The sequence below is a fragment of the Flavobacterium sp. genome, from assembly GCF_039916025.1.
Lineage (GTDB): Bacteria > Bacteroidota > Bacteroidia > Flavobacteriales > Flavobacteriaceae > Flavobacterium.
This window is the reverse complement of record NZ_JBDSMB010000064.1, coordinates 15,664-38,186: the sequence shown is the minus strand read 5'-3', so window position 1 is coordinate 38,186 and position 22,523 is coordinate 15,664. Positions and strand designations below refer to the sequence as shown.

At 34.8% G+C, this 22,523-nt stretch carries 21 protein-coding genes; 9 read left to right on the top strand and 12 right to left on the bottom strand.

The annotated features are described in order from the left end of the window. The 3 genes from ABIQ27_RS03805 to tnpA form a co-directional block, all read left to right on the top strand. Positions 1-644: patatin-like phospholipase family protein (locus ABIQ27_RS03805; protein WP_348032202.1), on the top strand; the 644-nt coding region annotated here is incomplete at its 5' end. Positions 645-714: 70 nt separating this feature from the next. Further along, on the top strand, positions 715-2,250 hold the full coding sequence (locus tag ABIQ27_RS03800) for a YifB family Mg chelatase-like AAA ATPase (protein ID WP_348032200.1): 1,536 nt from the start codon (positions 715-717) through the stop codon (positions 2,248-2,250). Positions 2,251-2,346: 96 nt separating this feature from the next. Continuing rightward, positions 2,347-2,796 (top strand): IS200/IS605 family transposase, encoded by a 450-nt coding sequence (gene tnpA, locus ABIQ27_RS03795; protein ID WP_348032198.1) that lies wholly within the window; start codon positions 2,347-2,349, stop codon positions 2,794-2,796. 59 nt (positions 2,797-2,855) lie between these two features. Here tnpA and ABIQ27_RS03790 read toward each other — a convergent pair whose 3' ends face one another. The 11 genes from ABIQ27_RS03790 to panB form a co-directional block, all read right to left on the bottom strand. After that, the gene (locus tag ABIQ27_RS03790) at positions 2,856-3,191 is read right to left on the bottom strand and encodes an SET domain-containing protein-lysine N-methyltransferase (protein ID WP_348032197.1); all 336 of its coding nucleotides are present in this window, start codon (positions 3,189-3,191) and stop codon (positions 2,856-2,858) included. A gap of 98 nt (positions 3,192-3,289) precedes the next feature. Further along, positions 3,290-4,306 (bottom strand): type I restriction enzyme HsdR N-terminal domain-containing protein, encoded by a 1,017-nt coding sequence (locus ABIQ27_RS03785; protein WP_348032195.1) that lies wholly within the window; start codon positions 4,304-4,306, stop codon positions 3,290-3,292. A gap of 106 nt (positions 4,307-4,412) precedes the next feature. Beyond that, positions 4,413-5,753, bottom strand: coding sequence for a M28 family peptidase (locus ABIQ27_RS03780; protein WP_348032193.1), 1,341 nt, complete (start codon positions 5,751-5,753; stop codon positions 4,413-4,415). Between the two features lie 189 nt (positions 5,754-5,942). Continuing rightward, positions 5,943-6,794 carry a neutral zinc metallopeptidase gene (locus tag ABIQ27_RS03775; RefSeq protein ID WP_348032192.1) on the bottom strand — a complete coding sequence of 284 codons (852 nt, stop codon included), beginning with the start codon at positions 6,792-6,794 and terminating at the stop codon, positions 5,943-5,945. Between the two features lie 11 nt (positions 6,795-6,805). Continuing rightward, positions 6,806-10,759, bottom strand: coding sequence for a PAS domain S-box protein (locus ABIQ27_RS03770; protein ID WP_348032190.1), 3,954 nt, complete (start codon positions 10,757-10,759; stop codon positions 6,806-6,808). Between the two features lie 56 nt (positions 10,760-10,815). Next, positions 10,816-12,147, bottom strand: coding sequence for an aldehyde dehydrogenase (locus ABIQ27_RS03765; RefSeq protein WP_348032188.1), 1,332 nt, complete (start codon positions 12,145-12,147; stop codon positions 10,816-10,818). Between the two features lie 59 nt (positions 12,148-12,206). Next, entirely contained in the window at positions 12,207-13,544 is a 1,338-nt protein-coding gene (locus ABIQ27_RS03760) for a hypothetical protein (protein ID WP_348032187.1), read from the bottom strand. 99 nt (positions 13,545-13,643) lie between these two features. Further along, positions 13,644-14,339: an RNA pseudouridine synthase gene (locus ABIQ27_RS03755; protein WP_348032185.1), complete on the bottom strand. Its 696-nt coding sequence runs from the start codon at positions 14,337-14,339 to the stop codon at positions 13,644-13,646. A 3-nt stretch (positions 14,340-14,342) separates the two neighbouring features. After that, positions 14,343-14,819, bottom strand: a complete 477-nt coding sequence (locus ABIQ27_RS03750) for a DinB family protein (protein ID WP_348032183.1) — start codon at positions 14,817-14,819, stop codon at positions 14,343-14,345. Positions 14,820-14,821: 2 nt separating this feature from the next. Then, positions 14,822-15,373: a hypothetical protein gene (locus tag ABIQ27_RS03745; RefSeq protein WP_348032181.1), complete on the bottom strand. Its 552-nt coding sequence runs from the start codon at positions 15,371-15,373 to the stop codon at positions 14,822-14,824. A gap of 10 nt (positions 15,374-15,383) precedes the next feature. Further along, positions 15,384-16,202 (bottom strand): 3-methyl-2-oxobutanoate hydroxymethyltransferase, encoded by an 819-nt coding sequence (gene panB / locus ABIQ27_RS03740; protein ID WP_348032179.1) that lies wholly within the window; start codon positions 16,200-16,202, stop codon positions 15,384-15,386. A 129-nt stretch (positions 16,203-16,331) separates the two neighbouring features. Here panB and ABIQ27_RS03735 point away from each other — a divergent pair, with 129 nt between their 5' ends. From ABIQ27_RS03735 to ABIQ27_RS03715, 5 genes are all read left to right on the top strand, one after another. Beyond that, a complete protein-coding gene (locus ABIQ27_RS03735) occupies positions 16,332-16,835 on the top strand; it encodes a hypothetical protein (protein WP_348032178.1) in 504 nt (167 codons plus the stop codon). A 93-nt stretch (positions 16,836-16,928) separates the two neighbouring features. Continuing rightward, on the top strand, positions 16,929-18,092 hold the full coding sequence (locus ABIQ27_RS03730) for a sigma-54 dependent transcriptional regulator (protein WP_348032176.1): 1,164 nt from the start codon (positions 16,929-16,931) through the stop codon (positions 18,090-18,092). 73 nt (positions 18,093-18,165) lie between these two features. After that, the gene (locus tag ABIQ27_RS03725; RefSeq protein ID WP_348032174.1) at positions 18,166-18,786 is read left to right on the top strand and encodes a DEAD/DEAH box helicase; all 621 of its coding nucleotides are present in this window, start codon (positions 18,166-18,168) and stop codon (positions 18,784-18,786) included. A gap of 76 nt (positions 18,787-18,862) precedes the next feature. After that, complete coding sequence (locus ABIQ27_RS03720; protein ID WP_348032172.1) at positions 18,863-19,078, top strand: DUF2007 domain-containing protein; 216 nt, start codon at positions 18,863-18,865, stop codon at positions 19,076-19,078. A 1-nt stretch (position 19,079) separates the two neighbouring features. Continuing rightward, the gene (locus ABIQ27_RS03715; protein WP_348032170.1) at positions 19,080-19,433 is read left to right on the top strand and encodes a hypothetical protein; all 354 of its coding nucleotides are present in this window, start codon (positions 19,080-19,082) and stop codon (positions 19,431-19,433) included. On the opposite strand, the gene ABIQ27_RS03710 is transcribed toward ABIQ27_RS03715, so the two are convergent. Further along, positions 19,426-20,649 (bottom strand): MFS transporter, encoded by a 1,224-nt coding sequence (locus ABIQ27_RS03710; RefSeq protein WP_348032168.1) that lies wholly within the window; start codon positions 20,647-20,649, stop codon positions 19,426-19,428. The two genes, ABIQ27_RS03715 and ABIQ27_RS03710, sit on opposite strands and share 8 nt — an antisense overlap. A gap of 233 nt (positions 20,650-20,882) precedes the next feature. Here ABIQ27_RS03710 and ABIQ27_RS03705 point away from each other — a divergent pair, with 233 nt between their 5' ends. Then, on the top strand, positions 20,883-22,517 hold the full coding sequence (locus ABIQ27_RS03705; protein WP_348032166.1) for an ABC-F family ATP-binding cassette domain-containing protein: 1,635 nt from the start codon (positions 20,883-20,885) through the stop codon (positions 22,515-22,517). Positions 22,518-22,523 lie beyond the last annotated feature (6 nt).

Here is a 22,523-nt window from a genome sequence, read left to right as displayed (position 1 = left end):
ACCATTTTAATGTGCTGTTGCAGTTTTTAAAGCGAAAAAGAACTTTTGGTGAAAGTGCTAAACTGCGAAAATATATCAAAAGAAACTTCACTTTAAAGGAGTTTACCCAATTAAAAGCTGCCAGTTGCGATATAGTTGTTACTGTAACCAATTTGTCTAAAAACGATGTGGAATACAAGTCGATTAAAGATTTTGAATACAATGAGTTTTGCGATTGGATTTGGATTTCCTGCAATTATATCCCGTTTATGAGTTTGGCAAACAAAGACAATTGCGAATATGGCGATGGAGGATTTTCAAGTTTGGTTCCTATCAGGGAAGCGATTAATCGTGGCGCGACCGAAATAGATGTGGTGATTTTAGAAACCGAAGTGCAGCTTACACCAAAAAGCATTGGCAAAAATCCATTTTCATTGATGATTGATTTGTTTCAGATACTTTTAAATCAAGTAGAAAAACATGATATCACCATTGGAAAATTAGCTGCAAACAATAAAAATGTAAAACTCAATTTATACTACACACCAACGCATCTGACCAACAATGCATTGATTTTTGATAAAGTTAAAATGAAAAAATGGTGGGAAGAAGGCTATCAATACGCTAAAAACAAAAGCGAAACGATGAGTGATAATGTGCAGTAATTAAAAATGTACACTTTTTGCCTACTTTTCTTTTTCAATTTTATATTATTTTTATTTGTAAATAATGTAAATGCTAATCAAAGTTTTTGGAAGTGCAGTTTTCGGAGTTGAAGCCACGACAATTACCGTAGAAGTAAATATTGATAAAGGAGTTGGATATCATTTGGTTGGTTTGCCCGATAATGCCATCAAAGAAAGCAGTTATCGCATTGCCGCTGCTTTGAAAAATAACGGCTATAGTTTGCCGGGAAAGAAAATCACAATAAACATGGCGCCAGCCGATTTACGCAAAGAAGGTTCTGCCTATGATTTGACTTTAGCAATCGGAATTCTAGCCGCTTCGGCGCAAATAAAAGCTGATGAAGTTGACCAATATTTGATCATGGGCGAAATGTCTCTCGATGGCGGTTTGCAACCTATAAAAGGCGCGCTTTCCATTGCAATCAAAGCGAAAGAAGAAGGTTTTAAAGGTTTCTTTCTTCCAATGCAAAATGTAAAGGAAGCCGCAATAGTTGTAGGTTTGGATGTTTATGGTGTTGAAAATGTTGTGCAGGTTATAGATTTTTTTGAAGGAAACGGCACTTTGGAACCGACAATCATAGATACAAAAGAAGAATTCAATAAAACTTTAGATTTCCCGGAATTTGATTTTTCGGATGTCAAAGGTCAGGAAAGCATTAAGCGTTGCATGGAAATTGCCGCAGCGGGTGGGCATAATATTATTCTGATTGGTCCGCCAGGTTCAGGGAAAACAATGCTTGCCAAACGATTGCCGAGTATTTTGCCACCAATGACGATGAACGAAGCATTGGAAACTACCAAAATCCACAGCGTTGCCGGAAAAGTAAAAGATTCCGGCTTGATGAACCAACGACCATTTCGGAGTCCACATCACACGGCATCTTCGGTTTCCTTAGTTGGCGGCGGGAGTTATCCGCAACCGGGAGAAATTTCATTGGCACACAATGGCGTTTTGTTTTTGGATGAATTACCAGAATTTAAACGAGAAGTTCTTGAAGTAATGCGTCAACCGCTGGAAGATCGTGAAGTCACGATTTCGAGAGCCAAATTCACGATTACCTATCCATCATCGTTTATGTTAGTGGCGAGTATGAATCCGAGTCCGAGTGGGTTTTTTAATGATAGTGATTCGCCGTTAAGTTCGTCGCCAGCAGAAATGCAGCGTTATCTGAGTAAAATTTCCGGACCATTATTAGACCGAATTGACATTCATATTGAAGTCACGCCTGTTCCTTTTGACAAACTTACCGAAACCCGTAAAGGCGAAAGCAGCATTGAGATTAGGAAGCGCGTAACATCTGCCAGAGAAATTCAGTCAGCGCGGTTTGCAGCGTTTGATAACATTCATTACAATGCACAAATGAGTACGAAGCAAATCCGGGAGTTTTGCCCTTTGGATGAAACCTCATTGCAACTTTTAAAAACTGCCATGGAACGCTTAAATCTTTCGGCACGAGCTTTTGACAGAATTTTGAAAGTGTCGAGAACTATTGCTGATTTAGAAAATACAGCGGTTGTAAATTCCAATCACATTGCGGAAGCTATTCAATATAGAAGTCTGGATAGAGATGGATGGTTGGGGTGATCCTCCATCTGAAGATGGAGGTAATTGACTTGGCTCCGGCTTTAGCCGGAGCAATAATAAAAATGACAATTAGGCTTTAGCCAAAATTACCATCATATGCCATATTTAAAAATCTATATTCATTTTGTTTGGTGTACCAAAAACAGAGAACCTTTTTTGAACACAATAGAATCCAGGAAATTGGTATGGAATCACATCAGAGAAAATGCGATTAAAAAAGATATTTATATTGATTTTGTGAATGGTTTTGAAGATCATTGCCATTGTCTAATTTCACTGGGAATTAATCAATCCATTGATAAAATTATGCAGTTAATCAAAGGCGAATCTTCTTTTTGGATTAATAAAAACAACCATTTATTTCCAAACATGAAACGCAGAAAATTTGAATGGCAAGATGAATATTTTGCACTATCGGTTTCAGAGTCAATATTGAATAAAGTTAGAAATTATATCAAAAATCAAGAAGAGCATCATAAAAAGAAAACATTTCAAAATGAATATGATGAAATTATTGAGAAATATAATATTCAAATTTTTAAATAATTTTTGGCTAAAGCCAATTTGGTTTTTATGATTATCCTCCAACTAAAGTTGGAGGGAATTCATCGGTGCTTTTTCCAATATCTTTTACCGTAGCTGCAAAATATTTCGTTGCCAGATTTGATGTTTCTTGTGGCAATTATGCAAACATTATTTTCATCATCTAATGCGATTTTTGCATTGTTTTGAAATTGAAAATTTTGGAAAGCTTCTGTATCATTAGCATATTTTGCAAAACAATCAGTGTTCATAGAATCCATAATCGTACCGTCAATCATGTTGATGAAATATTTGTCCAGATTATTTTTAATGCGAATATCAGCTTCAATTTCTGTTAAGATTTCACCTTTAAAAACAGAAATAATTTCATGTTTATAAATTTTTATTGCTGTAAACAAACCTTTACCAGCATTTGATAATTGAGAAGTTTCAATATATAAATAATCTGATTCCGGAGCGTCGATTGTAAGAGGAGAATTTTGCAGTTTTATGGAATTTATGATACTAAAGCTAATGCTCTATTTGTTAGTTCGTTTTTGTACTTCATCAAATCATCAATATTTTCTAATAGATATTCATTATTTTCAATTGTGATTTTCATTTTAGAATCACTAAATACAAGTTTGCAAATAACTTTCTTTGTAGAATCGTCTACACTTATATTAAAGAAACTTTTAAAATCTTTAAACCCAATTCTCTCTTTTGGAATTTTTTTATTTTGAATTAATAAAGTTCTTATTATATGATATGCTTGAATTTCTAATTCAGTTGTAATTACACCTTGTGAATTTGACATTGCTTCAAGTTGCAATTTTTTATCATACATGCATTTTAGTAATGAAGAATTGATTTGATTAATCATTTTGCCTTGTGTTTCTTCATTAAATTTTGAAGTGAAAGTCATATTTCTGTGAATGATTTTCAAAAGATCTTTTGATGGAGCAACCAATTCTTTAAAGAAAGCATTTTCAAAGCTATCAGCAAACACAATTTCCTGTGCCGATTTAACTATGTTTAACACGTTAATGTAACGTTTGTCAAATCGTATTAATGATTCAATATCACTCTCACAATAATTACTAATATTAAAACAAAAGAAAGGTTTACTGTCAATTATATTAGGCTCTATAACATCAGAATAAAATCTATATTCAACACCATTGGTTAATACAGCAATCTTTGAATTTTTAGTATTACCAAAGTATCCATTTAATTGACCAGCTTCTTTATCCGTTAGTTTAGTACTATGCTTTTTAGCTTCAACAAGAATTGTTTCTTTTTTATTCAAAAGAATAGCATAATCAATTTTTTGACTTACTCTTTCACCAAAATCAGCATTATATTCAGGAATTAAATTATTAGATTCATAATTCAACATTAAGAAAAAAGGCTCAATAAGAAATTTTCTGGTTTGTGCTTCATTTGAACACAATTCTATTGCATCGTTAAGTTTAAAATTATCTAATGATTTCTTTAATTGACTGACAGCTTGCTTTGGAATGATTGTATTCATAAGTAAGGAATAGATTAATAATAAATCAAATATATATATAATTTAACACTCGAAAGCAATTCGATAGAGAAGTTTGGATAGAGATGGTTGGTTGGGCTAATATTAATTATTGTCTAATAATATCTTTTGGAAAAACTACCACACTTTCATGACCATTTTTGGATACACTTGCTACACCAAAATAGTAGTTGTCAATTACAATTCCTTTTAATTCGAAGGTATTTACATTACCAACAAAGCGACTGTTTTCCCATTGTGGTGAAGTTGTCAATCGCCAATAAATCTTATAACCAATTATTGAATCATCATCAGATTTATCCCATTTTAATATGGTATTTGGCGCTACAATTCCGCCAATTAAAACATTTTGAGGTTCCTTTGGTGACCAACCAAAACTAGCTAAAACAATCGCATTTACAGCGGTCAGCTTCTTTGCATATTCGAAATTCACCCCATGAATTACATCACCATACTGGATGCCATTTTCGGTTCTGATGTTTTGATGCTGACGGTTATAATTTTCATGTGCTTCCATAACCCGAACTGCAGCATAACCCAAATCATTAAACGGACGATGATGCCCGCCACGACCAAAACGATCCAATCGGTACACCATCATCGGATTCATTTCAGGCATATAAGTTGAAACAACATTGTGGATGTAACGCGCCAATTGACGTGAATTGCCATCAACTTCGCCACCATAAGCGCGCCTCATTTTTCTTTCCTTTTCTGTTTCGGTAACAGGTGTTGGTTCTGAGAAAATTCGAAAGGTTCGGTTATCAATTACACCATCAACTCCGTCAATATTTCCAATCATGTCATTGTTTAAAACACCAATTATTTCCCAGTTGTTTTTTTTGGCGTATTCGGCGAAACCCTTTCCTCCAAACAATCCTTGCTCTTCTCCGGAAAGGCCTAAATAAACAATACTATTTTCGAATTTATATTTAGATAAAACTCTGGCGGCCTCAATTGTACCGGCCATTCCACTAGCATTATCATTGGCACCGGGAGCATCGTCGGTATAATTCATCGTATCAGAATTCCTGCTATCAATGTCTCCGGTCATAATTATATAGCGATTTGGATATTTAGTTCCTTTTTGCACTGCTGCAACATTTACGATCCATGCATCTTTTGGAATGCGTTCACCGTCTTTGGTTGTCACAAAATCTTTTTGATAAAATACAGTCAGACAGCTTTTGCAGTCTTTTGAAATAGATTCAAATTCTGATTTGATCCATCGCCTGGCTGCACCAATACCTTCAGTAGCTGATAGTGTATCGCTAAAAGTATTTCGGGTTCTAAAATTTGCTAATATGATGACATCCTTTTCAATTCTTTTTGCAGAGACTCCATCAATGATTTCATATAGTTTTGAATCAGTTTGAGAGAAGAGAATTTGCGTAAAAAGGAATGATATAATATAGAAGATTCTTATCATGGTTTTGTTTTTAAAGACGGATTATGAAGGTTGACTAACGAATTATACAGTTTGTCGGAAACAATGTTAAAAATCAGATACTTATAAAAATCCCATGTAACTTTAAGCTGTAAATATATTTCAAGATATTTTCATTTTAAAGATTAGTTTAGAAAAGGATAGCTGTAATGGCTATCCTTTTTTACTTTATTAATCCATCAACGCCGAAAAAGTATCACCTTGTTTGATATCGCCCGAATTGTATCCTTTTTTGAACCAATACATACGCTGTTCAGAAGTTCCATGTGTGAACGTATCGGGTTGTACCTGACCACTCGTTTTGCTTTGAATGGCATCGTCACCAACAGCATTGGCGGCACTCAGTGCTTCTTCAATATCGCCTGCTTCAAGGTACTTTTGATTGTAATGCGCCCAAACTCCGGCATAAAAATCGGCTTGTAGTTCCAAACAAACAGAAAGTTTGTTGGCTTCGGTTTCACTTCTTTCTGATTGTAACTGGCGAACTTTATCTGAAGTTCCCATTAGTTTCTGAACATGGTGTCCAACTTCATGGGCAATTACGTACGCTGTGGCAAAATCGCCACCTTCGGCACCAAAACGGGTTTTAAGTTCTTTCATAAACTCTAAATCCATGTAAACTTTTTTATCACCGGGACAATAAAACGGTCCGGAAGCAGAAGTTGCTCCACCGCAAGCGGTTTCTACAGCATCTGAAAATAAGACCATTCGTGGCTGTTCATAATCCATACCGTTTTCCTGAAATATTTGTCCCCAGGTATCTTCGGTATAAGCAAAAATTGTTTTTATAAACTTGCCGGATTCTATTTCTTCCGGAGTTAAATCTCTTTGCTCTGTTGGTTCAGATTGTTGACCCTGCTGATTTTGTATTGAATCTACAAAAGGTGCGGCTTCCGGGAAAAATGCCTTTATCAAAAAGAATGCGATTGCAATGACGCCTCCGCCAGCTGCTAATTTTCCACCACCAGACATTCCTCTTCTGTCTTCTACGTTGTCACTTTGACGATTTCCTATCCATTTCATAATTGCAATTTTTAGTTAATAGTTATCCACTGACTTATGATTTTAATCAAAAATTCTTTATCTATTGGTTTTGGAATATAGTCGTTCATTCCAAATTGTATGCATTTTTCTTTTTCACCAACTATGGTTCCGGCGGTTAGGGCAATTATTGGAATTTTTTTGGCTTTTGGGATTTTCCTGATTTCTACTGCTGCATCATAGCCATTCATTACAGGCATTTGTATGTCCATTAAAATTAAATCAGGAATAACAGTTTGTATCTTTTCAATCGATTCTTCTCCGTTTTCTAATTCAAAAATTTGAGCATTTGGCAAAATCTGTTTTATTAAAGTCCTTGCCAGAAGCATGTTTATTTTATTGTCTTCAACTATAAATATTATTTTTTCATCGTTTGTAACTATTGTGTCTGACAATGGTTTTTTTGAAATGTTTTTTAAATTTTTATCAGTTGGTTGCTGGTTTGAATAATCTACGTCAATCACAAAAGTAAATTCACTTCCTTCGCCGAATTTACTTCCAAGTTCCAATTGGCTATCCATCAAATTCAGAAGTTGGTTTGAGATAGAAAGCCCCAAACCGGTTCCTCCAAATCGTTTGGTTGTTGAATTGTCCTCTTGAGAAAACGCTTCAAAAATCCGCAATTGGTTTTTCTTTTTGATACCAATTCCGGTATCTTTCACCGAGAATTCCAATCTGATTTTACTCTCACTCATATACTCAAAAACAGAAACTGATAAATCAACTGCTCCTTTTTCTGTGAATTTTACGGCATTGCTTAACAAATTTATTAAAACTTGTTTTAATCTGATATAATCTACGAAGATATATTTCGGTACATTTTGGTCAATCTCTAAATTAATAGCGAGATTTTTTAGGTTAGCTTCATATTTTACTAAATCAACAACCTGATTCGCGATTTCTAACAGAGCAACTTTTTCAATATTGAGTTCTAATTTCCCGGACTCTATTTTTGAAAAATCCAGAACTTTATTGATAACATCCATCAACGAATTGGCCGATTGATTAATGGTATCCATGTATTTCTTTTGGATATCTTCTAAGTTTGAATTCATCAAAAGCTCAGTGAATCCAATGATACCGTTTAATGGCGTTCTGATTTCATGACTCATATTGGCCAGGAATTCCGATTTCGCTTTGTTGGCAGCCTGAGCATAATTTTTTTCTTTGATGGCTTCTTCAGCTTCCATTCGCTGGGTAATATCAATGAAGATACCAACGATAAATTCTATTTTCCCATCTTTAAAAATTGGCTCACCAAACTCTTCTACCCATACAAAATGGCCATCTTTGCGAACAATTCTATAGATTAAATGGATTTTCTTTTTCTCTTTGACTAATTCTTCGGCTTTTGCACTTATTATTTTCAAATCATCCGGATGAACCAAATTGATGTATAGAATTTTATTTTGCAGAAATTCTTCTTTTGGATAACCTGTTAACTTTTCAATTTCGTCATTCAAATATATTTTAGTCCATTGTTCATTATATTTAGAAAGGTGAACTGAGCCTGGAATATTATTTGCCAAAAGCTGGAATTTTTCTTCACTTTCCTTAATTTTCGATTCGTTCAGATTTCGTTCAATTGCATAAGAAATGTTGTTTGCCAATATTTGAAGCGTTCCGATTTCATCGATTGTCCATTCCCTTTCAGTTTGAGTGGCAACAAATACGATTAGGCCGTATAGTTCTTTATTGACAAAAATTGGCAGAAACAGTATTGATTTGGTAATCAATGTCGCAAAGAAATCGCGGGTAACTTCGTTTTTGATTTTTCGGGTTATCGCGTAATAAGGTTTATCCTGGATCATGTTTTCCATTACGTCTGCAACTTTTGCATACGGAACTTCCATAATTATTGGATTCAATTCAGCCATGGATTTTGTTTCTCCTGACCATCGGTATTTTTGAATTAATTTTTTATTTAACGCATCGCTTTCAAAAAAAGATAAGCGGTCAACCTGCATGACATTTCCGATGGTTCCTAAAATTCCGTTGAAAATTTCATCAGTGTTTTTTGCCATCAAAAACTTTTGTGTGTTTTTATTAATAACCGTCAGGATTTCACTTTTATAGGACAGCTTTTTATCCGACTCTAAAAGCAACTGAGATTCTATGGCAATAGCAATCAAATCGGCAACAGAACGTGAAAAGTTTATATCTTCACTATCCCAGTCTACTGGTTTTTCTACTTTTTCAAAGCACAGGATTCCAATGATTTTACCGTTAATTACAATTGGGGTATCCAACAACGATTTTATGTTATACTTTGGAAAATAGATATAGCAAAGTTCCTGTGTAATGTTATTGTCATACACATTTGAGGCTACAATTTGCATTCCGGTTTCTATAGTAGCAAAGTATATTGGATGTGCTGCTTTATCTATAAAAAAGTTTTTTTCGTAGCGGTCGCTCTCTAAATAATACATGCTTTCACAACGAATGCCATCAGGAGTGTATGACCAATAACTTACGCGGTCGAGACTGCAGTTTGTACTGGCAACTTTGAGAATGTTTTTTAGAATTCCATTGAAAGTATCTTTGTTGGAATAGCTTTGAGAAGTTAATTTTTTTAATGTTTCGTTGTGTACTCTGACTTTTTTACTTCTGTTATAATGTTCTATTTCAAGATTTTTCACAAGGGTAATATCTCTGGCAATAGCTGAAAAACCAACAATTTCATTGTTTTGGTTTTTCTTCATCGCTACTTTTTGCGAAACCCAAATCGTGTCTTCATCCTTTTTAAGTAACGGAAAAACAAGGTCAGCATATTGATTGCTTTCTTTTGGAATATCTTTATAGAAGTCAACTACAAAGTCCAAATAATCGTTCCTGATAAATTTATAAAATACCTTATCTATGATTTCGTCTTTAGAATAACCAAGTGTTTTTTCAGTGAATTGATTGACATAAGTGATAGTTCCTTTCAAATCAATTTCATAAATCAAATCCGCGGCCGATTCAATCAGGCTTCTATACTGGTTTTCTATATTGATTTGTTCTGTTACATCCTGACCAATTCCGATAACGACATCTTCCGAATATTTTTTGTCTTTCCACTGAATGTATTTGTAATCGCCATTTTTGCATTTCAGTTTTCGGATATACAATCGTTCATCAATATAATTTTCATGATAGCCTTCACCAACAAATTCAGGATCTTCAGTCAAATTCCAAAAACCCATTCCCATTACTTCATCGGCACTATATCCTAAAATATTTTCAATAGATTCGCTGCAAAATGACACTTCTCCTTTTTTATTGGTAGTCATAATCAATGAGTTTCCTTTGTTTACAATCAGATTTGTAAAAAGAAATTTATTTTTTGTTTCCATCAATGCCAAATGCCTGGCCATATGGATAGTTGTGGTTAATATAAATGAACAGATAAGAATGATGGTATAACTATGCGGTATCAATTCAAAACCATACGAACTAATCAGGAGTAACAAACAGGTAATGACAAATAGCCAGTAGTGTAAAATATTCTTTAAGACAAAGTAGGAAAGGAAGTAAATAAGGATAAGGCTAACGTAACATATTAATTCAAAATCCTGGAAAAAGACATAGGTCACTATGAGTCCAAAATATCCAAAATAGCAGCATAAAAAAACCGCATTAATATGTTTTGCAAAAAACTTGTTTCGGGTACAAAGCAGATAAAAAAACAGTAAACCTATCCCAATCAGGACATCGGGAATCAGAAAACTGGTAGCGCGTACATGAAAAATCTCCAATATAGATTCTACTAACGGAATTGTAATCCCAAAAAAGAGCAGGTAGAGTTCATATTGCTGACCTTTTGGCTCAAATTCTGAATGATTACGCAGGTTTAATTTCTTTTTTAAAGAAGTGCTCGTCGCAAAATAAGCAGTATAGAGCAGCAATAGCAATATGGCTATTATTATTAAACTATTGGTATTTGAAAAAGTAAAAAAGTCGTTCAAATTAATTCAGGTTTTATGGTGGTATTATGTTTTGGGAAACTCAAAAATAAATAATTTTACCCGAGCCATTTTAGTATTCTCCTTAAATTATTTAATTTTCCTTTATACGGAGCATACCGAATCGGAATATCCAACCAATTTCCTTTTTTTACAATGGCTTTGCGATGCGTAAAACTATCAAAGCTTAATTTGCCGTGATAGGCTCCAATACCGCTTTGGCCAACACCTCCAAAAGGTAATTTTTTGTTAGAAAAATAAACAACAGTATCATTGATGCAACCACCACCAAAAGAATAATTCTGAATTATTTTTTTGGCAAAAGCTTTGTCATTACTAAAGATATAAAGTGACAATGGCTTTTCGTATCTCGAAATTATAGAAGTTAAATCAGCCTCATTTCCGAATGATAAAATAGGAAGAATTGGGCCGAAGATTTCTTCTTTCATCACCAAACTATCCAAGCCTGGTTCATCTAATAAAGTAGGAGCGAGGTAAAAATCCTTACTATTGGTTTTTCCGCCGGCAAGCAAGGTTTCATTTTCTAACATTGCGGTTAATCTGTCCCAGTTTTTTTTATTTATAATCCGTGGGAAATCGGGTGATGTTTCAGGGTTTTCTCCATAAGCATCAGTGATTTCTTTCTTTAAAGATTCGATAAAAGCTGTTTTTATTTTATTTGAAACCAATAAATAATCAGGTGCAATGCAGGTTTGACCCGCATTTAGGAATTTGCCCCAAACGATTCTTTTGGCTGCTAGTTTTATATTCGCCGTTTCATCAATAATACATGGATTTTTTCCGCCAAGTTCCAGTGTTACCGGAGTCAGGTTTTCAGCTGCAGCCTTGGCAACGATTTTTCCAACGGCAATGCTACCGGTAAAGAAAATATAATTCCAGCGTTGCGCTAATAATTGCTGTGTAATTTCAACGCCGCCTTCAATGCATTTAACATGACTTTCGTCGAAAGCTTTGCTTATTATTTTGGCAACAATTCCGGATGTGTTTGGTGTTAATTCAGAAGGTTTTACAACCACTTGATTTCCTGCGGCAACGGCTGCAATCAATGGGCATAAAGCCAGTTGATAGGGATAATTCCATGGGGCAATAATCAATACTTTCCCGTAAGGTTCTTTATAGATATAATCTGTTGAGGGAAAATTTAAAAGAGAAGGCAAAACCAGTTGTGGTTTTGCCCATTTATGTATGTTTTTAATAGTATGATTAAGTTCAGCTATGATATAACCAGTTTCACTTAAAACTGCTTCAAAAGCTGGTTTTTTGAAATCATCATGCAGTGCTTTTATGATTTCTTCTTCATGCAGATGAACACAATTCAACAGTTTTATTAATGATTGTTTTCGGTAACTTATATCGGTTTTAAAATTCATAACCTGAACAGATTTGTTTAGCAAGTTACGTTTTTAACAATCAAATTTCAATTTTATTTTTATAAAAATGCCCAACGAAATCCAGTATAGATATCAGCTTGTTTACTATCGTTGACAAGAGCTGTGACTATAGAGCCTGAGCCAAGATAGAAACCTCTGAACCGGAATCCGACACCGACATTCGTACCTGAAACTTCATTGTTGTTTATTGGTAAAAACGCTTCAAAAATACCGATATTAAATCGCGGTGTAACGGTAAATGTATTGATTGAAGTAATTTGATCGTTACCATCATCGCTTTTTAATTTTTGCTGTAAAAACCCGGAAATATAGATTTTAGGTATAATTTTAAAATCAGCATATAGATTAACCATGGCAGGTAATTTTACTTTAAAGTCTTTTTGACCTGATGTTTCAGTCAAATAGCCGCCACTAAGCAAAATATCTTCAACATCTCTCAAATTGTCAGCATCTTCAAATTGGCTCAAATCTAGTGGAGGATGTCCATTGGTATCAAAAGAATAATTAGTCGATTGATTATTACTGTCTTTGAAAGTCATGCTGCCCATATTTTTTAAAGCTAAACCGGCTTTGATTTTATATTCTTTACTTCCGCCTTTCCATTGGTAATTAAAACCGATGTCAAAAGCAGTACCATTCAAACCACCAAAAATAGATTTTCCATAATCACTAAAATTGGTAAAACTGTCTGCCAAATTACCGGAATAAGCAATATTCAAAGTGGCAGGAGAGTTTGTTGTCAGATAAGCAGTTCCTACATTCTCGGTAATTTCTCCATTTAGGTTTTTCAAACCAAAATTAGAATACGAACCGGGGAATAAAAATTTTAATGTGATACCGGCGCTAAAACTGTGGTTGTCATTTTCAAATACAGTTCTGGCCGCAGATAGCCCGACTTCGCCATAGGCAACGCCATTCAAACGTTGGTTATTATTACTGTTAAGTAATGTAGTGTTGAGTATCAAATTATCATTGGCAATAGCATTTCCAATGGCAGGGTCAATATCAATAATATTAAAATTTGCGTGTGCTTTGGTGGTAATGCCAAATCCCCATTTCATCCATCTCATGGCAAAACCAGGGCCTAATATCTGTGCGTCAAAACGCATATCTACAGGTTCGGTTCCCTGAAAAAGCAAATCTTCAAAATTGGCATCTGAGTTGATGTCGCTGAATCCAATTTTGTTATTGGCTACATTAAAACTCAGGCCGTAAATATTGATTTCGAATCTTTTCGAAAGATTAGAAAATTCAGCAGGGTTTTCGGTCCCGTTTAAAATTCCAACGCGATTGGAAGTGCTGATTCCGGAAAAATGGTCTTGTGCAAATAGGCTTAAGCCAAAAAGCAAACTAAAGGTTAAAACAATTTTTTTCATAGTAGGTATTTTTACTTTAGGGGTTTAAAACTTGAGAGTAAATATATAATTTTTTACCATAAAGACTCTTTCAATCTTAATAAAAAAAGTTCTTTGATTTTAATCTGTTATAGAATTCCAAATCGCATCCTTTGGTGTTGGAGCAACGATTTCCAGGGTTTCTTTAGAAACAGGATGGATAAAAACAAGCTTGCGGGCGTGAAGATGAATACCGCCATCTGGATTGCTTCGGTCAAAGCCATATTTTAAATCGCCTTTGATTGGAGAGCCAATAACAGCAAGTTGTGCTCTGATTTGGTGATGCCTTCCAGTATGTAGATTGATTTCAAGCGCAAAATAATTATCCAGTATTTTTATGATTTTATAATCCAAACTGGCTTTTTTGCTTTCAGGAACTTCTTTGATATGCGCTTTGGAAGTATTGTTTTTCTCGTTTCTTTTAAGATAATGAAGTAAAGTATCCTGTTCTTTTTCCGGTTTGTTTTTGACGATTGCCCAATAGGTTTTTTGTGTTTCCCGATTGGCGAATAATTCATTTAAGCGGGTTAATGCTTTAGAAGTCCGGGCAAAAACTACTATTCCAGTTGTTGGTCGATCTAGTCTGTGAACGACGCCAAGAAAGACTTCTCCGGGTTTGTTGTATTTCTCTTTGATGTATTCTTTGACAACTTCTGACAAAGGTTTGTCTCCGGTTTTATCGCCCTGAACAATATCACCAACACGCTTGTTAACCACAATAATGTGATTGTCTTCGTGAAGAATTTGGAGATTATCTTTGGTGGAAAGTGTTTTCAATACTTAAAATTTAGCGATGGCTTTTTGGATTTGTAAACGGTGTCGTAAAATATGAACAATGGCATGTTCGATAATGGCTTCAAGGTCATAAGTCGTCCACGATGTTTTGATAATGGTTGCCATCATTTCGTCATCGGTCATCAGCCATTTGTTTTCAAAAGTTTCAATCGTGTAGCCAAACATTTTGTCGAGATTATAAATAGCATCTTTTACGGTTTGGAATTTAATTTCAGGAATGACGCGTTCTTCATTAAAACTTTTTCGGATATAATTAGCATACGCATAACCTGAGCGAACCATATGCAAAACAATATTCCTAACCGACTGAAAATCCTCATCCACATTGCTGTCATTGATTTTAATAAATTGGGAATCGTCGATAGCCAGTAAAACAATTTTTAACTCGTCTAACGCTTTTTCATATTCATCTGTTAAAGCTCCAATGGCGCCTTTGCGGTATGTTTTAGATGTTTTTGACATAATTATTCTTTAATATCTAACAATTCCCATACGCCATCTCTTTTGTATTGGTTTATTGCCAATTGAAATGAAGTTTTTTTATCTTCTCCATAATAATCAGTTTCACTTTTGAAAACATAATGATTTTTGCAACGGATAATTTCCAAACTTACTTTTCTACAATTCACACTATCTAATCTTAAAATGCTTTCTTCTTCATCTGAATAATCTTCTTTCGAAGGACCATAGACTGCTTCTTTGTAACTGTAATCTAAAATGAGTTTTTTGTTTTCAATTTTGAAAGTACCAGTATTATAGCTTTCGTCGGGAATACAGTAAAAGTTACTAATGAAAGTTCCGTTTTTTAAGAATAAAATTTTGCCATCACAACAGTCACAACCATCGCTATAAGTAGTGCAATCTTCGGTATTTAATTCTGGAGAAATGTAATAGACTTTCGAATATAAATCAGCTGTTTCTAAGAAATCTTCAGCAGGCTTTGCAACAGGTTCTGTTTCTTTTTTTTGGCATGAAACCAAAACCAGAATGAGAAATATAACAATACTTTTTCGCATCAAATGGAGCTTAATATTGTTCGTTTTTATTCGGGAAGTCTTTTGATTTCACATCAGTAACATAATTCCCGATTGCCTTTGTCATTTGTTCGTATAAGTCTAAATAACGCCGCAAAAATCTTGGGCTGAATTCATTATTCATTCCAAGCATATCGTGAATAACCAAAACCTGTCCGTCAACGCCACCACCAGCACCAATTCCGATTACAGGAATAGAAATTGTTTTGGCTACTTTCTCTGCTAAACTGGCTGGAATTTTTTCCAAAACCAAAGCGAAGCATCCTAATTTCTCCAACAATTTAGCATCTTCAATTAGTTGTTCCGCTTCCGCTTCTTCTTTGGCGCGAACAGTATAAGTTCCGAATTTGTATATAGATTGTGGAGTCAAACCCAAATGTCCCATTACCGGAATTCCGGCATTCAGAATACGTTTGATGCTTTCTTTAATTTCACCACCACCTTCCATTTTCACCGCATGTCCGCCGCTTTCTTTCATAATTCTGATGGAAGAACGCAGCGCTTCTTTTGGGTCAGATTGGTAACTTCCGAAAGGTAAATCAACCACAACCAAGGCACGTTCAACAGCGCGGACAACGCCCGAAGCATGGTAAATCATTTGATCTAACGTAATTGGCAATGTTGTTTCGTGTCCCGCCATAACATTACTGGCAGAATCACCTACCAAAATTACATCAACACCTGCAGAATCTACAATTTTTGCCATACTAAAATCATAAGCCGTAAGCATTGATATTTTTTCGCCATTGGCCTTCATGTCAAATAATGACTTTGTGGTAATTCTTTTGTAATCTTTTTTTGCTGTAGACATTGCTTTGTTTTTAAAAAAGTAAAGGTAATAAAAAGGAATTGTAAAATTATTGTTAAATCATTAAGTGTAGGTTATCAAAGCTGTAACTATTTGATTTCAAGTTGTACTTATCGTAAAAAATCAAAAATCATGGAAACAACTAGAAATTGGCAAAAGGTAAACGAGAAAAAATATATTTTCTCTGTAGGTGAAAAGAAAGTAGGTGAATTAGATCTTTCTTTTAAAAGATTAAAAAGAACCGCTCTTTTGAATATCAATGGTGAGCTATTCAGTATTGAGCAAATAGGATTTTGGAAGAATAAATTGCGGATTCTTGATGCTAAAGAAAATTGTATTTTAATGGCAACTCCCGAAAATTGGTTTTCCAATAAAACAAAAGTGGTATACAACAACATTCAATTTCAGTTAAAAGTTAGAAACAATCCTTTGGCGGGAATTGTACTTCTTCAAAATGAAAAAGAATTATTGAGCTATGGTTTAAAATCAAACAATGGTAAAATTATAATCGAAATAGAATCCAATCAAAAGCAAGAAGGTTATTTATTTGATTTCCTTCTTTGGTTTTTATTCCGACCAGTTGCTCAGGAACAAACCGGTGATGACTTTACATTTCAATCGTTACTGATGTCGTAATAATTTTATTTAAGTAAATTATTTGATTCTTACTTTTATATGATGCTCAAATGCTTTTGATGATTAACTTTGCAATCTTATAAAATCATCTAAATGTCCAAAATATTAATCATTGAAGACGAAGCATCTATCCGAAGAGTATTGATCAAAATACTTTCTGAAGAAAGCGACACTTATATCTTAGACGAAGCCGAAGACGGAAAAACTGGTTTTGAAAAAATCAAAAATGAAGACTACGATTTGGTACTTTGCGACATCAAAATGCCAAAAATGAACGGTGAAGAATTGCTTGAGGCTGTAAAAAAAATCAAGCCCGAAATTCCGATGGTGATGATTTCCGGCCACGGTGATTTGGAAACTGCTGTAAATACGATGCGTCTTGGCGCATTTGATTATATATCGAAGCCACCTGATTTGAATAGACTTTTGAATACGGTTCGAAATGCTCTGGACAAAAAGCAATTGGTAGTTGAAAATAAAATTCTGAAGAAAAAAGTTTCCAAAAACTACGAAATCATTGGCGAAAGCGAACCAATCAAGCAAATCAACCAGATGATTGAAAAAGTTGCTTTAACCGATGCCAGAGTTTTGATTACGGGACCAAACGGAACAGGAAAGGAATTAGTTGCACATCAATTACACGAAAAAAGCGAAAGAGCAGAAGCTCCAATGATTGAAGTGAATTGTGCTGCGATTCCATCTGAACTGATAGAAAGTGAATTATTCGGACACGTAAAAGGTGCGTTTACTTCTGCTGTAAAAGACAGAGCCGGAAAATTTGAAGCTGCCGATGGCGGAACGATTTTTCTGGATGAAATTGGCGATATGAGTCTTTCGGCGCAAGCCAAAGTGTTACGTGCTTTGCAAGAAAGTTTGATACAAAGAGTTGGTGCCGACAAAGACATCAAAATCAACGTGCGGGTTATTGCTGCAACCAATAAAGATTTGAAAAAAGAAATCGCTGAAGGAAGATTCAGAGAAGATTTATACCATCGTTTGGCTGTGATTTTAATCAAAGTTCCGTCGTTGAATGACAGACGTGATGATATTCCGTTATTGATAGAGCATTTTGCTTCAAAGATTGCTGAGGAACAGGGAAATTCTCCAAAATCGTTTTCAAAAGAAGCCGTTAAATTATTGCAGGAATATGATTGGACGGGAAACATCCGTGAACTTCGAAATGTAGTAGAACGTTTGATAATCCTTGGCGGAAGCGAAATTTCAGAAACCGATGTGACATTGTTTGCGTCTAAATAAGTGAATAGTAATTAGTGAATAGTCAAAAAAACTGCTAATTACTCATCACTCATTACTAATTACTATAAAAAAAATGAACTTAAAAAAAATAAACCCAAATCTCCAAAAAGCACTCATTGAAAACGGTTTAACCGAAGCCAATGAAATGCAACAGGAAACGTTTTCTACTATAAAAAGTGGTGCGGATGCCGTTATTCAATCGGCTGGTGGAACAGGAAAAACAACCACAATTGTTTTAAACGTAATTCAGAAATTAGAAAAAACCTTAGACGAAAGCACCAGAGCTTTAATCATTGTTGAAAACAAGGAAAAAGTTATAGAAATGGAAGAGCTATTTCTAAAGTATGGAACGTATACCGATTTGAGCATTTTGGGCGTTCATGACAAAGGCGACATCGATTATGATAAGAATGTTGTTTCCATGGGATTGGATATTTTAATCGGAACACCCAATAAAATCAATGCTATGTTTGCTTCGGCAGGATTTAACAGCAATACGATTAAGTTGCTGATTGTTGATGATGCAGAAGTATTATTCAGAAGCAGAATGGATGCCGTTGTTCTTCGTTTGTCAAACAGTATTGAAAAAACACAACGCTTGTTCTTTTGCTCACAAATCACAGAAAGAGTAGAATCGCTGGCTGATAAAATCATGATTGAACCAGTTTTCTTCGAAATGGACGATGAGGAATAGTGTTCAGTTGGCAGTCGCAGTATTCAGTTAAGAGAACAAATCATAATTCATAATTTATAATTCGTAATTAATTAAAATGGGCTTAATAAAAATATTTTCAGGAGAAGAAATTCTGGCGGTTACCTTAAAGGAAAAACTGGAAGAATCAGATATCAATGTTGTCGTTAGAAATAACAATCAGGCAAATGTTTTGCCAAGCATTCAAACGGCAAAAGCTGTTGAATTATTCATTCAGGAAATCGATTTTGGTAAAGCACATCCTGTGATTGAGGAATTTAGGTTGAGTATTTAGCATGCGCGCCTTTAGAATTCAGAATGACAGCTTGGGAAATTCCTATTTTGAAGAAGGAACGCTACCCGAATATTTCAGTATAGCAAGTGAACGCTTTGTTATTGAAACCAAAATAGCGGCTTACCAAAAGTATCAGCATCCTGCGCCACGGTTTCAATATGTGGTAACTTTAAAAGGCAAGCTCAGATTCACAACTTCTGATGAAAAGCAATTCATTTTAGAGCCTGGAATCATTTTGGTCGCAAAAGATATTCATGGTGAAGGTCATTCGTGGGAAATCATTGAAGGCGACGAGTGGCAAAGAATTTATATCATTCCGAATCAAAATGCAGATGATGCGTTTGTTGCTACTTAAATATCTTCAATCTGCTAACCAACACTGTAATAAATATTCCAAAAACGCCAATAATTGCAAATGAATATTTCAAATTCGTCATCTCTGCAATAAAGCCAATCAAAGGCGGACCAATTAAAAACCCTAAGAAACTAATACTCGAGACAATTGTCAGCGCAATTCCTGTCGGAACTTTTTCGTTGTTTCCGGCAACGTTAAAAATAATCGGAACAACATTCGAAACGCCAAAACCAACAACCATAAAAGCAATCGTGCACGGAATTAAATAAGGAAACAGAACAGCACTATATAATCCAGCTGATATAACAATTCCACTAATGAGTAATACTTTTTTGATTCCGTATTTGTGTACCAGAATATCGCTTAAAAATCGTCCGGAAGCCATACTAATCATAAAAGTTGTGTATCCTAAAACAACCAAAGCGCCAGGTGCTTTTACGATTTCTTTGAAGTAAACGCCGCTCCAGTCAAACATAATTCCTTCACTAGCCATACAACAAAAGCAAATAATTCCAAGCCAAATCAAAGTCGAATCCGGGTTTTTGAAAAATGAATAACTGGCTTGTTCTTGCTGCTGTTTTACTTTGGTTTTGACAATAAATTTATAGTTGAATACTACAATCAATACGATTAAAAGAAAAGCAACCAGAAAATGCTGCACCGGACTCATTTCTAATGCAATAATTAATAAACTTAGTAATGCCCCAAAAAAGCCAGCCAAACTCCATGAACCATGAAATGAACCAATAATGGGTTTCTCAAATAATTGCTGTGTATATACGCCTTGTGTATTGACAGCGATGTTGCAGAAATTCCCAAAGAAACCAAACAAGAATAAACCAATCGCTAATTCCCATTTTACGGTTGCCAATCCCAATAAAGTAAGGAAAAAAGCATAAAGCAAAAGCCCGAGAATTGAAATGTTGCGACTTCCATATTTGGTTACGATTTTTCCCGAAATCGGCATACCAACAAGTTGCCCAATAGGTAATGCAAAAAGTAATGTTCCCAATCCGGCTTCACTTAATTGCAGCATTGATTTGATATCCGGAATTCGGCTTGCCCAAGTCGCAAAACAAAATCCCATTCCGAAAAAGAACAATGAAGTAGCCAAACGAACGCGGTTTAAATAAGATTTCTTTGCCTTTCTAAAACCTTTTTTAATCTTGGCTTTTGGCAGAATCTTGGATAAAAAACTATAATCTATTAAAGGCATGATTTGCAATTGAACCCTAAAATTAACCAATTGATTTATTAAAAGAAAGCTTTGTAAATTTTATAAACGAATTACAACGTTATTGTTATTAAATTGTTTCTGAAATTAAATAGAAAAACGCTTTTGTTCCCAATCATTTTCAAATTTTCAAATTGCCCAATCTTCAAATTAATCTATCTTTGCACCTTTAATTTTTTTGGTTGTAAAATAACCAAATAACCGAATCCACAAATATGATTACTGTTAATGACATAGCCGTTGAATTTGGCGGCACCACACTTTTTAGCGACGTTACTTTCGCCATCAATGAAACCGATAAAATTGCCCTTATGGGTAAAAATGGCGCGGGAAAATCAACCTTGCTTAAAATTGTAGCCGGAGAAAACAAACCTTCACGAGGTGCAATTTCTGCTCCAAAAGAAGCGGTGATTGCCTATTTGCCACAGCATTTGCTTGCCGCAGATAATTGTACGGTTATGGAAGAAGCTTCAAAAGCTTTTGCTGAAGTTTTCAAAATGAGAGATGAAATTGAAGAAATCAATGAGCAGTTGACGATTCGTACCGATTATGAAAGTGATGAATACATGAAGCTGATTGAGCGCGTTTCTGAATTGAGTGAGAAATATTATTCAATTGAAGAAGTTAATTATGAAGCCGAAGTAGAGAAGGTGTTGAAAGGATTGGGATTTGTACGCGAAGATTTTGACAGACCAACTTCTGAGTTTTCAGGTGGCTGGAGAATGCGTATTGAATTGGCAAAAATCCTTTTAAAACAACCCGATTTGATTTTGCTTGATGAGCCGACAAATCACCTGGACATGGATAGTATTCAGTGGTTGGAGGATTTCCTGATTAATCAGGCGAAAGCGGTAATGGTAATTTCCCACGACAGAACTTTTGTAGATAATATTACCAATCGTACGATAGAAGTTACGATGGGAAGAATCTACGATTATAAAGCCAAATATTCTCATTATTTGGAATTGCGAAAAGACAGAAGAGTTCATCAGCAAAAAGCGTATGATGAGCAACAAAAATTCATTGCCGATAATCAGGCATTTATTGATAGATTTCGTGGTACTTTTTCTAAAACCGATGCTGTTCAATCCCGCGTTAGAATGTTAGAAAAGATTGTTCCTGTTGAGGTTGATGAAATCGATAATTCGGCTTTGAAGTTGAAATTCCCGCCATCAGTTCGTTCCGGGCAATATCCTGTTATTGTTCGTGATTTGGAGAAATCCTATGGAAATCATTTGATTTTTAAAGATACCAATATGGTAATTGAGCGTGGTCAAAAGGTTGCTTTCGTTGGTAAAAACGGAGAAGGAAAATCGACGATGATTAAAGCCATCATGAAAGAAATCGAAATCAACAGCGGAAACGTTGAGGTTGGACACAATTCCCAAATTGGTTATTTTGCCCAAAACCAAGCGTCTTTATTAGACGGAAATGCAACCATTTTTGAAACGATTGACAATATTGCCGTTGGTGATGTTCGTACACAAATCAAAAACATTTTGGGAGCATTTATGTTTCATGGAGATGATATTCAAAAGAAAGTAAAAGTACTTTCTGGCGGAGAAAAAACGCGCCTGGCCATGATAAAATTATTGTTGGAACCAGTCAACTTATTGATTCTGGATGAGCCTTCTAACCATTTGGACATGAAGACAAAAGACATTATTAAAGAAGCTTTAAAAGACTTTGACGGAACGCTAATTTTAGTTTCTCACGACAGGGATTTCCTTGACGGATTAGCGACTAAAGTTTTCGAATTTGGGAACAAACGTGTCAAAGAACATTTTGAAGATATCAAAGGTTTCTTAGCGCACAAAAAAATGGAAAGCCTTAAGGAAATAGAAAAGTAATTCTTA

Excerpts from the sequence above, each read along its gene's own strand:
- ABIQ27_RS03780 (WP_348032193.1), bottom strand. The coding sequence starts at position 5,753 with ATGATAAGAATCTTCTATATTATATCATTCCTTTTTACGCAAATTCTC.
- ABIQ27_RS03765 (WP_348032188.1), bottom strand. The coding sequence starts at position 12,147 with ATGAATTTTAAAACCGATATAAGTTACCGAAAACAATCATTAATAAAA.
- ABIQ27_RS03760 (WP_348032187.1), bottom strand. The coding sequence starts at position 13,544 with ATGAAAAAAATTGTTTTAACCTTTAGTTTGCTTTTTGGCTTAAGCCTA.
- ABIQ27_RS03730 (WP_348032176.1), top strand. The coding sequence starts at position 16,929 with ATGTCCAAAATATTAATCATTGAAGACGAAGCATCTATCCGAAGAGTA.
- ABIQ27_RS03705 (WP_348032166.1), top strand. The coding sequence starts at position 20,883 with ATGATTACTGTTAATGACATAGCCGTTGAATTTGGCGGCACCACACTT.
- ABIQ27_RS03750 (WP_348032183.1), bottom strand. The coding sequence starts at position 14,819 with ATGTCAAAAACATCTAAAACATACCGCAAAGGCGCCATTGGAGCTTTA.
- ABIQ27_RS03735 (WP_348032178.1), top strand. The coding sequence starts at position 16,332 with ATGGAAACAACTAGAAATTGGCAAAAGGTAAACGAGAAAAAATATATT.
- tnpA (WP_348032198.1), top strand. The coding sequence starts at position 2,347 with ATGCCATATTTAAAAATCTATATTCATTTTGTTTGGTGTACCAAAAAC.
- panB (WP_348032179.1), bottom strand. The coding sequence starts at position 16,202 with ATGTCTACAGCAAAAAAAGATTACAAAAGAATTACCACAAAGTCATTA.
- ABIQ27_RS03775 (WP_348032192.1), bottom strand. The coding sequence starts at position 6,794 with ATGAAATGGATAGGAAATCGTCAAAGTGACAACGTAGAAGACAGAAGA.
- ABIQ27_RS03785 (WP_348032195.1), bottom strand. The coding sequence starts at position 4,306 with ATGAATACAATCATTCCAAAGCAAGCTGTCAGTCAATTAAAGAAATCA.
- ABIQ27_RS03720 (WP_348032172.1), top strand. The coding sequence starts at position 18,863 with ATGGGCTTAATAAAAATATTTTCAGGAGAAGAAATTCTGGCGGTTACC.
- ABIQ27_RS03710 (WP_348032168.1), bottom strand. The coding sequence starts at position 20,649 with ATGCCTTTAATAGATTATAGTTTTTTATCCAAGATTCTGCCAAAAGCC.
- ABIQ27_RS03725 (WP_348032174.1), top strand. The coding sequence starts at position 18,166 with ATGAACTTAAAAAAAATAAACCCAAATCTCCAAAAAGCACTCATTGAA.
- ABIQ27_RS03745 (WP_348032181.1), bottom strand. The coding sequence starts at position 15,373 with ATGCGAAAAAGTATTGTTATATTTCTCATTCTGGTTTTGGTTTCATGC.
- ABIQ27_RS03800 (WP_348032200.1), top strand. The coding sequence starts at position 715 with ATGCTAATCAAAGTTTTTGGAAGTGCAGTTTTCGGAGTTGAAGCCACG.
- ABIQ27_RS03715 (WP_348032170.1), top strand. The coding sequence starts at position 19,080 with ATGCGCGCCTTTAGAATTCAGAATGACAGCTTGGGAAATTCCTATTTT.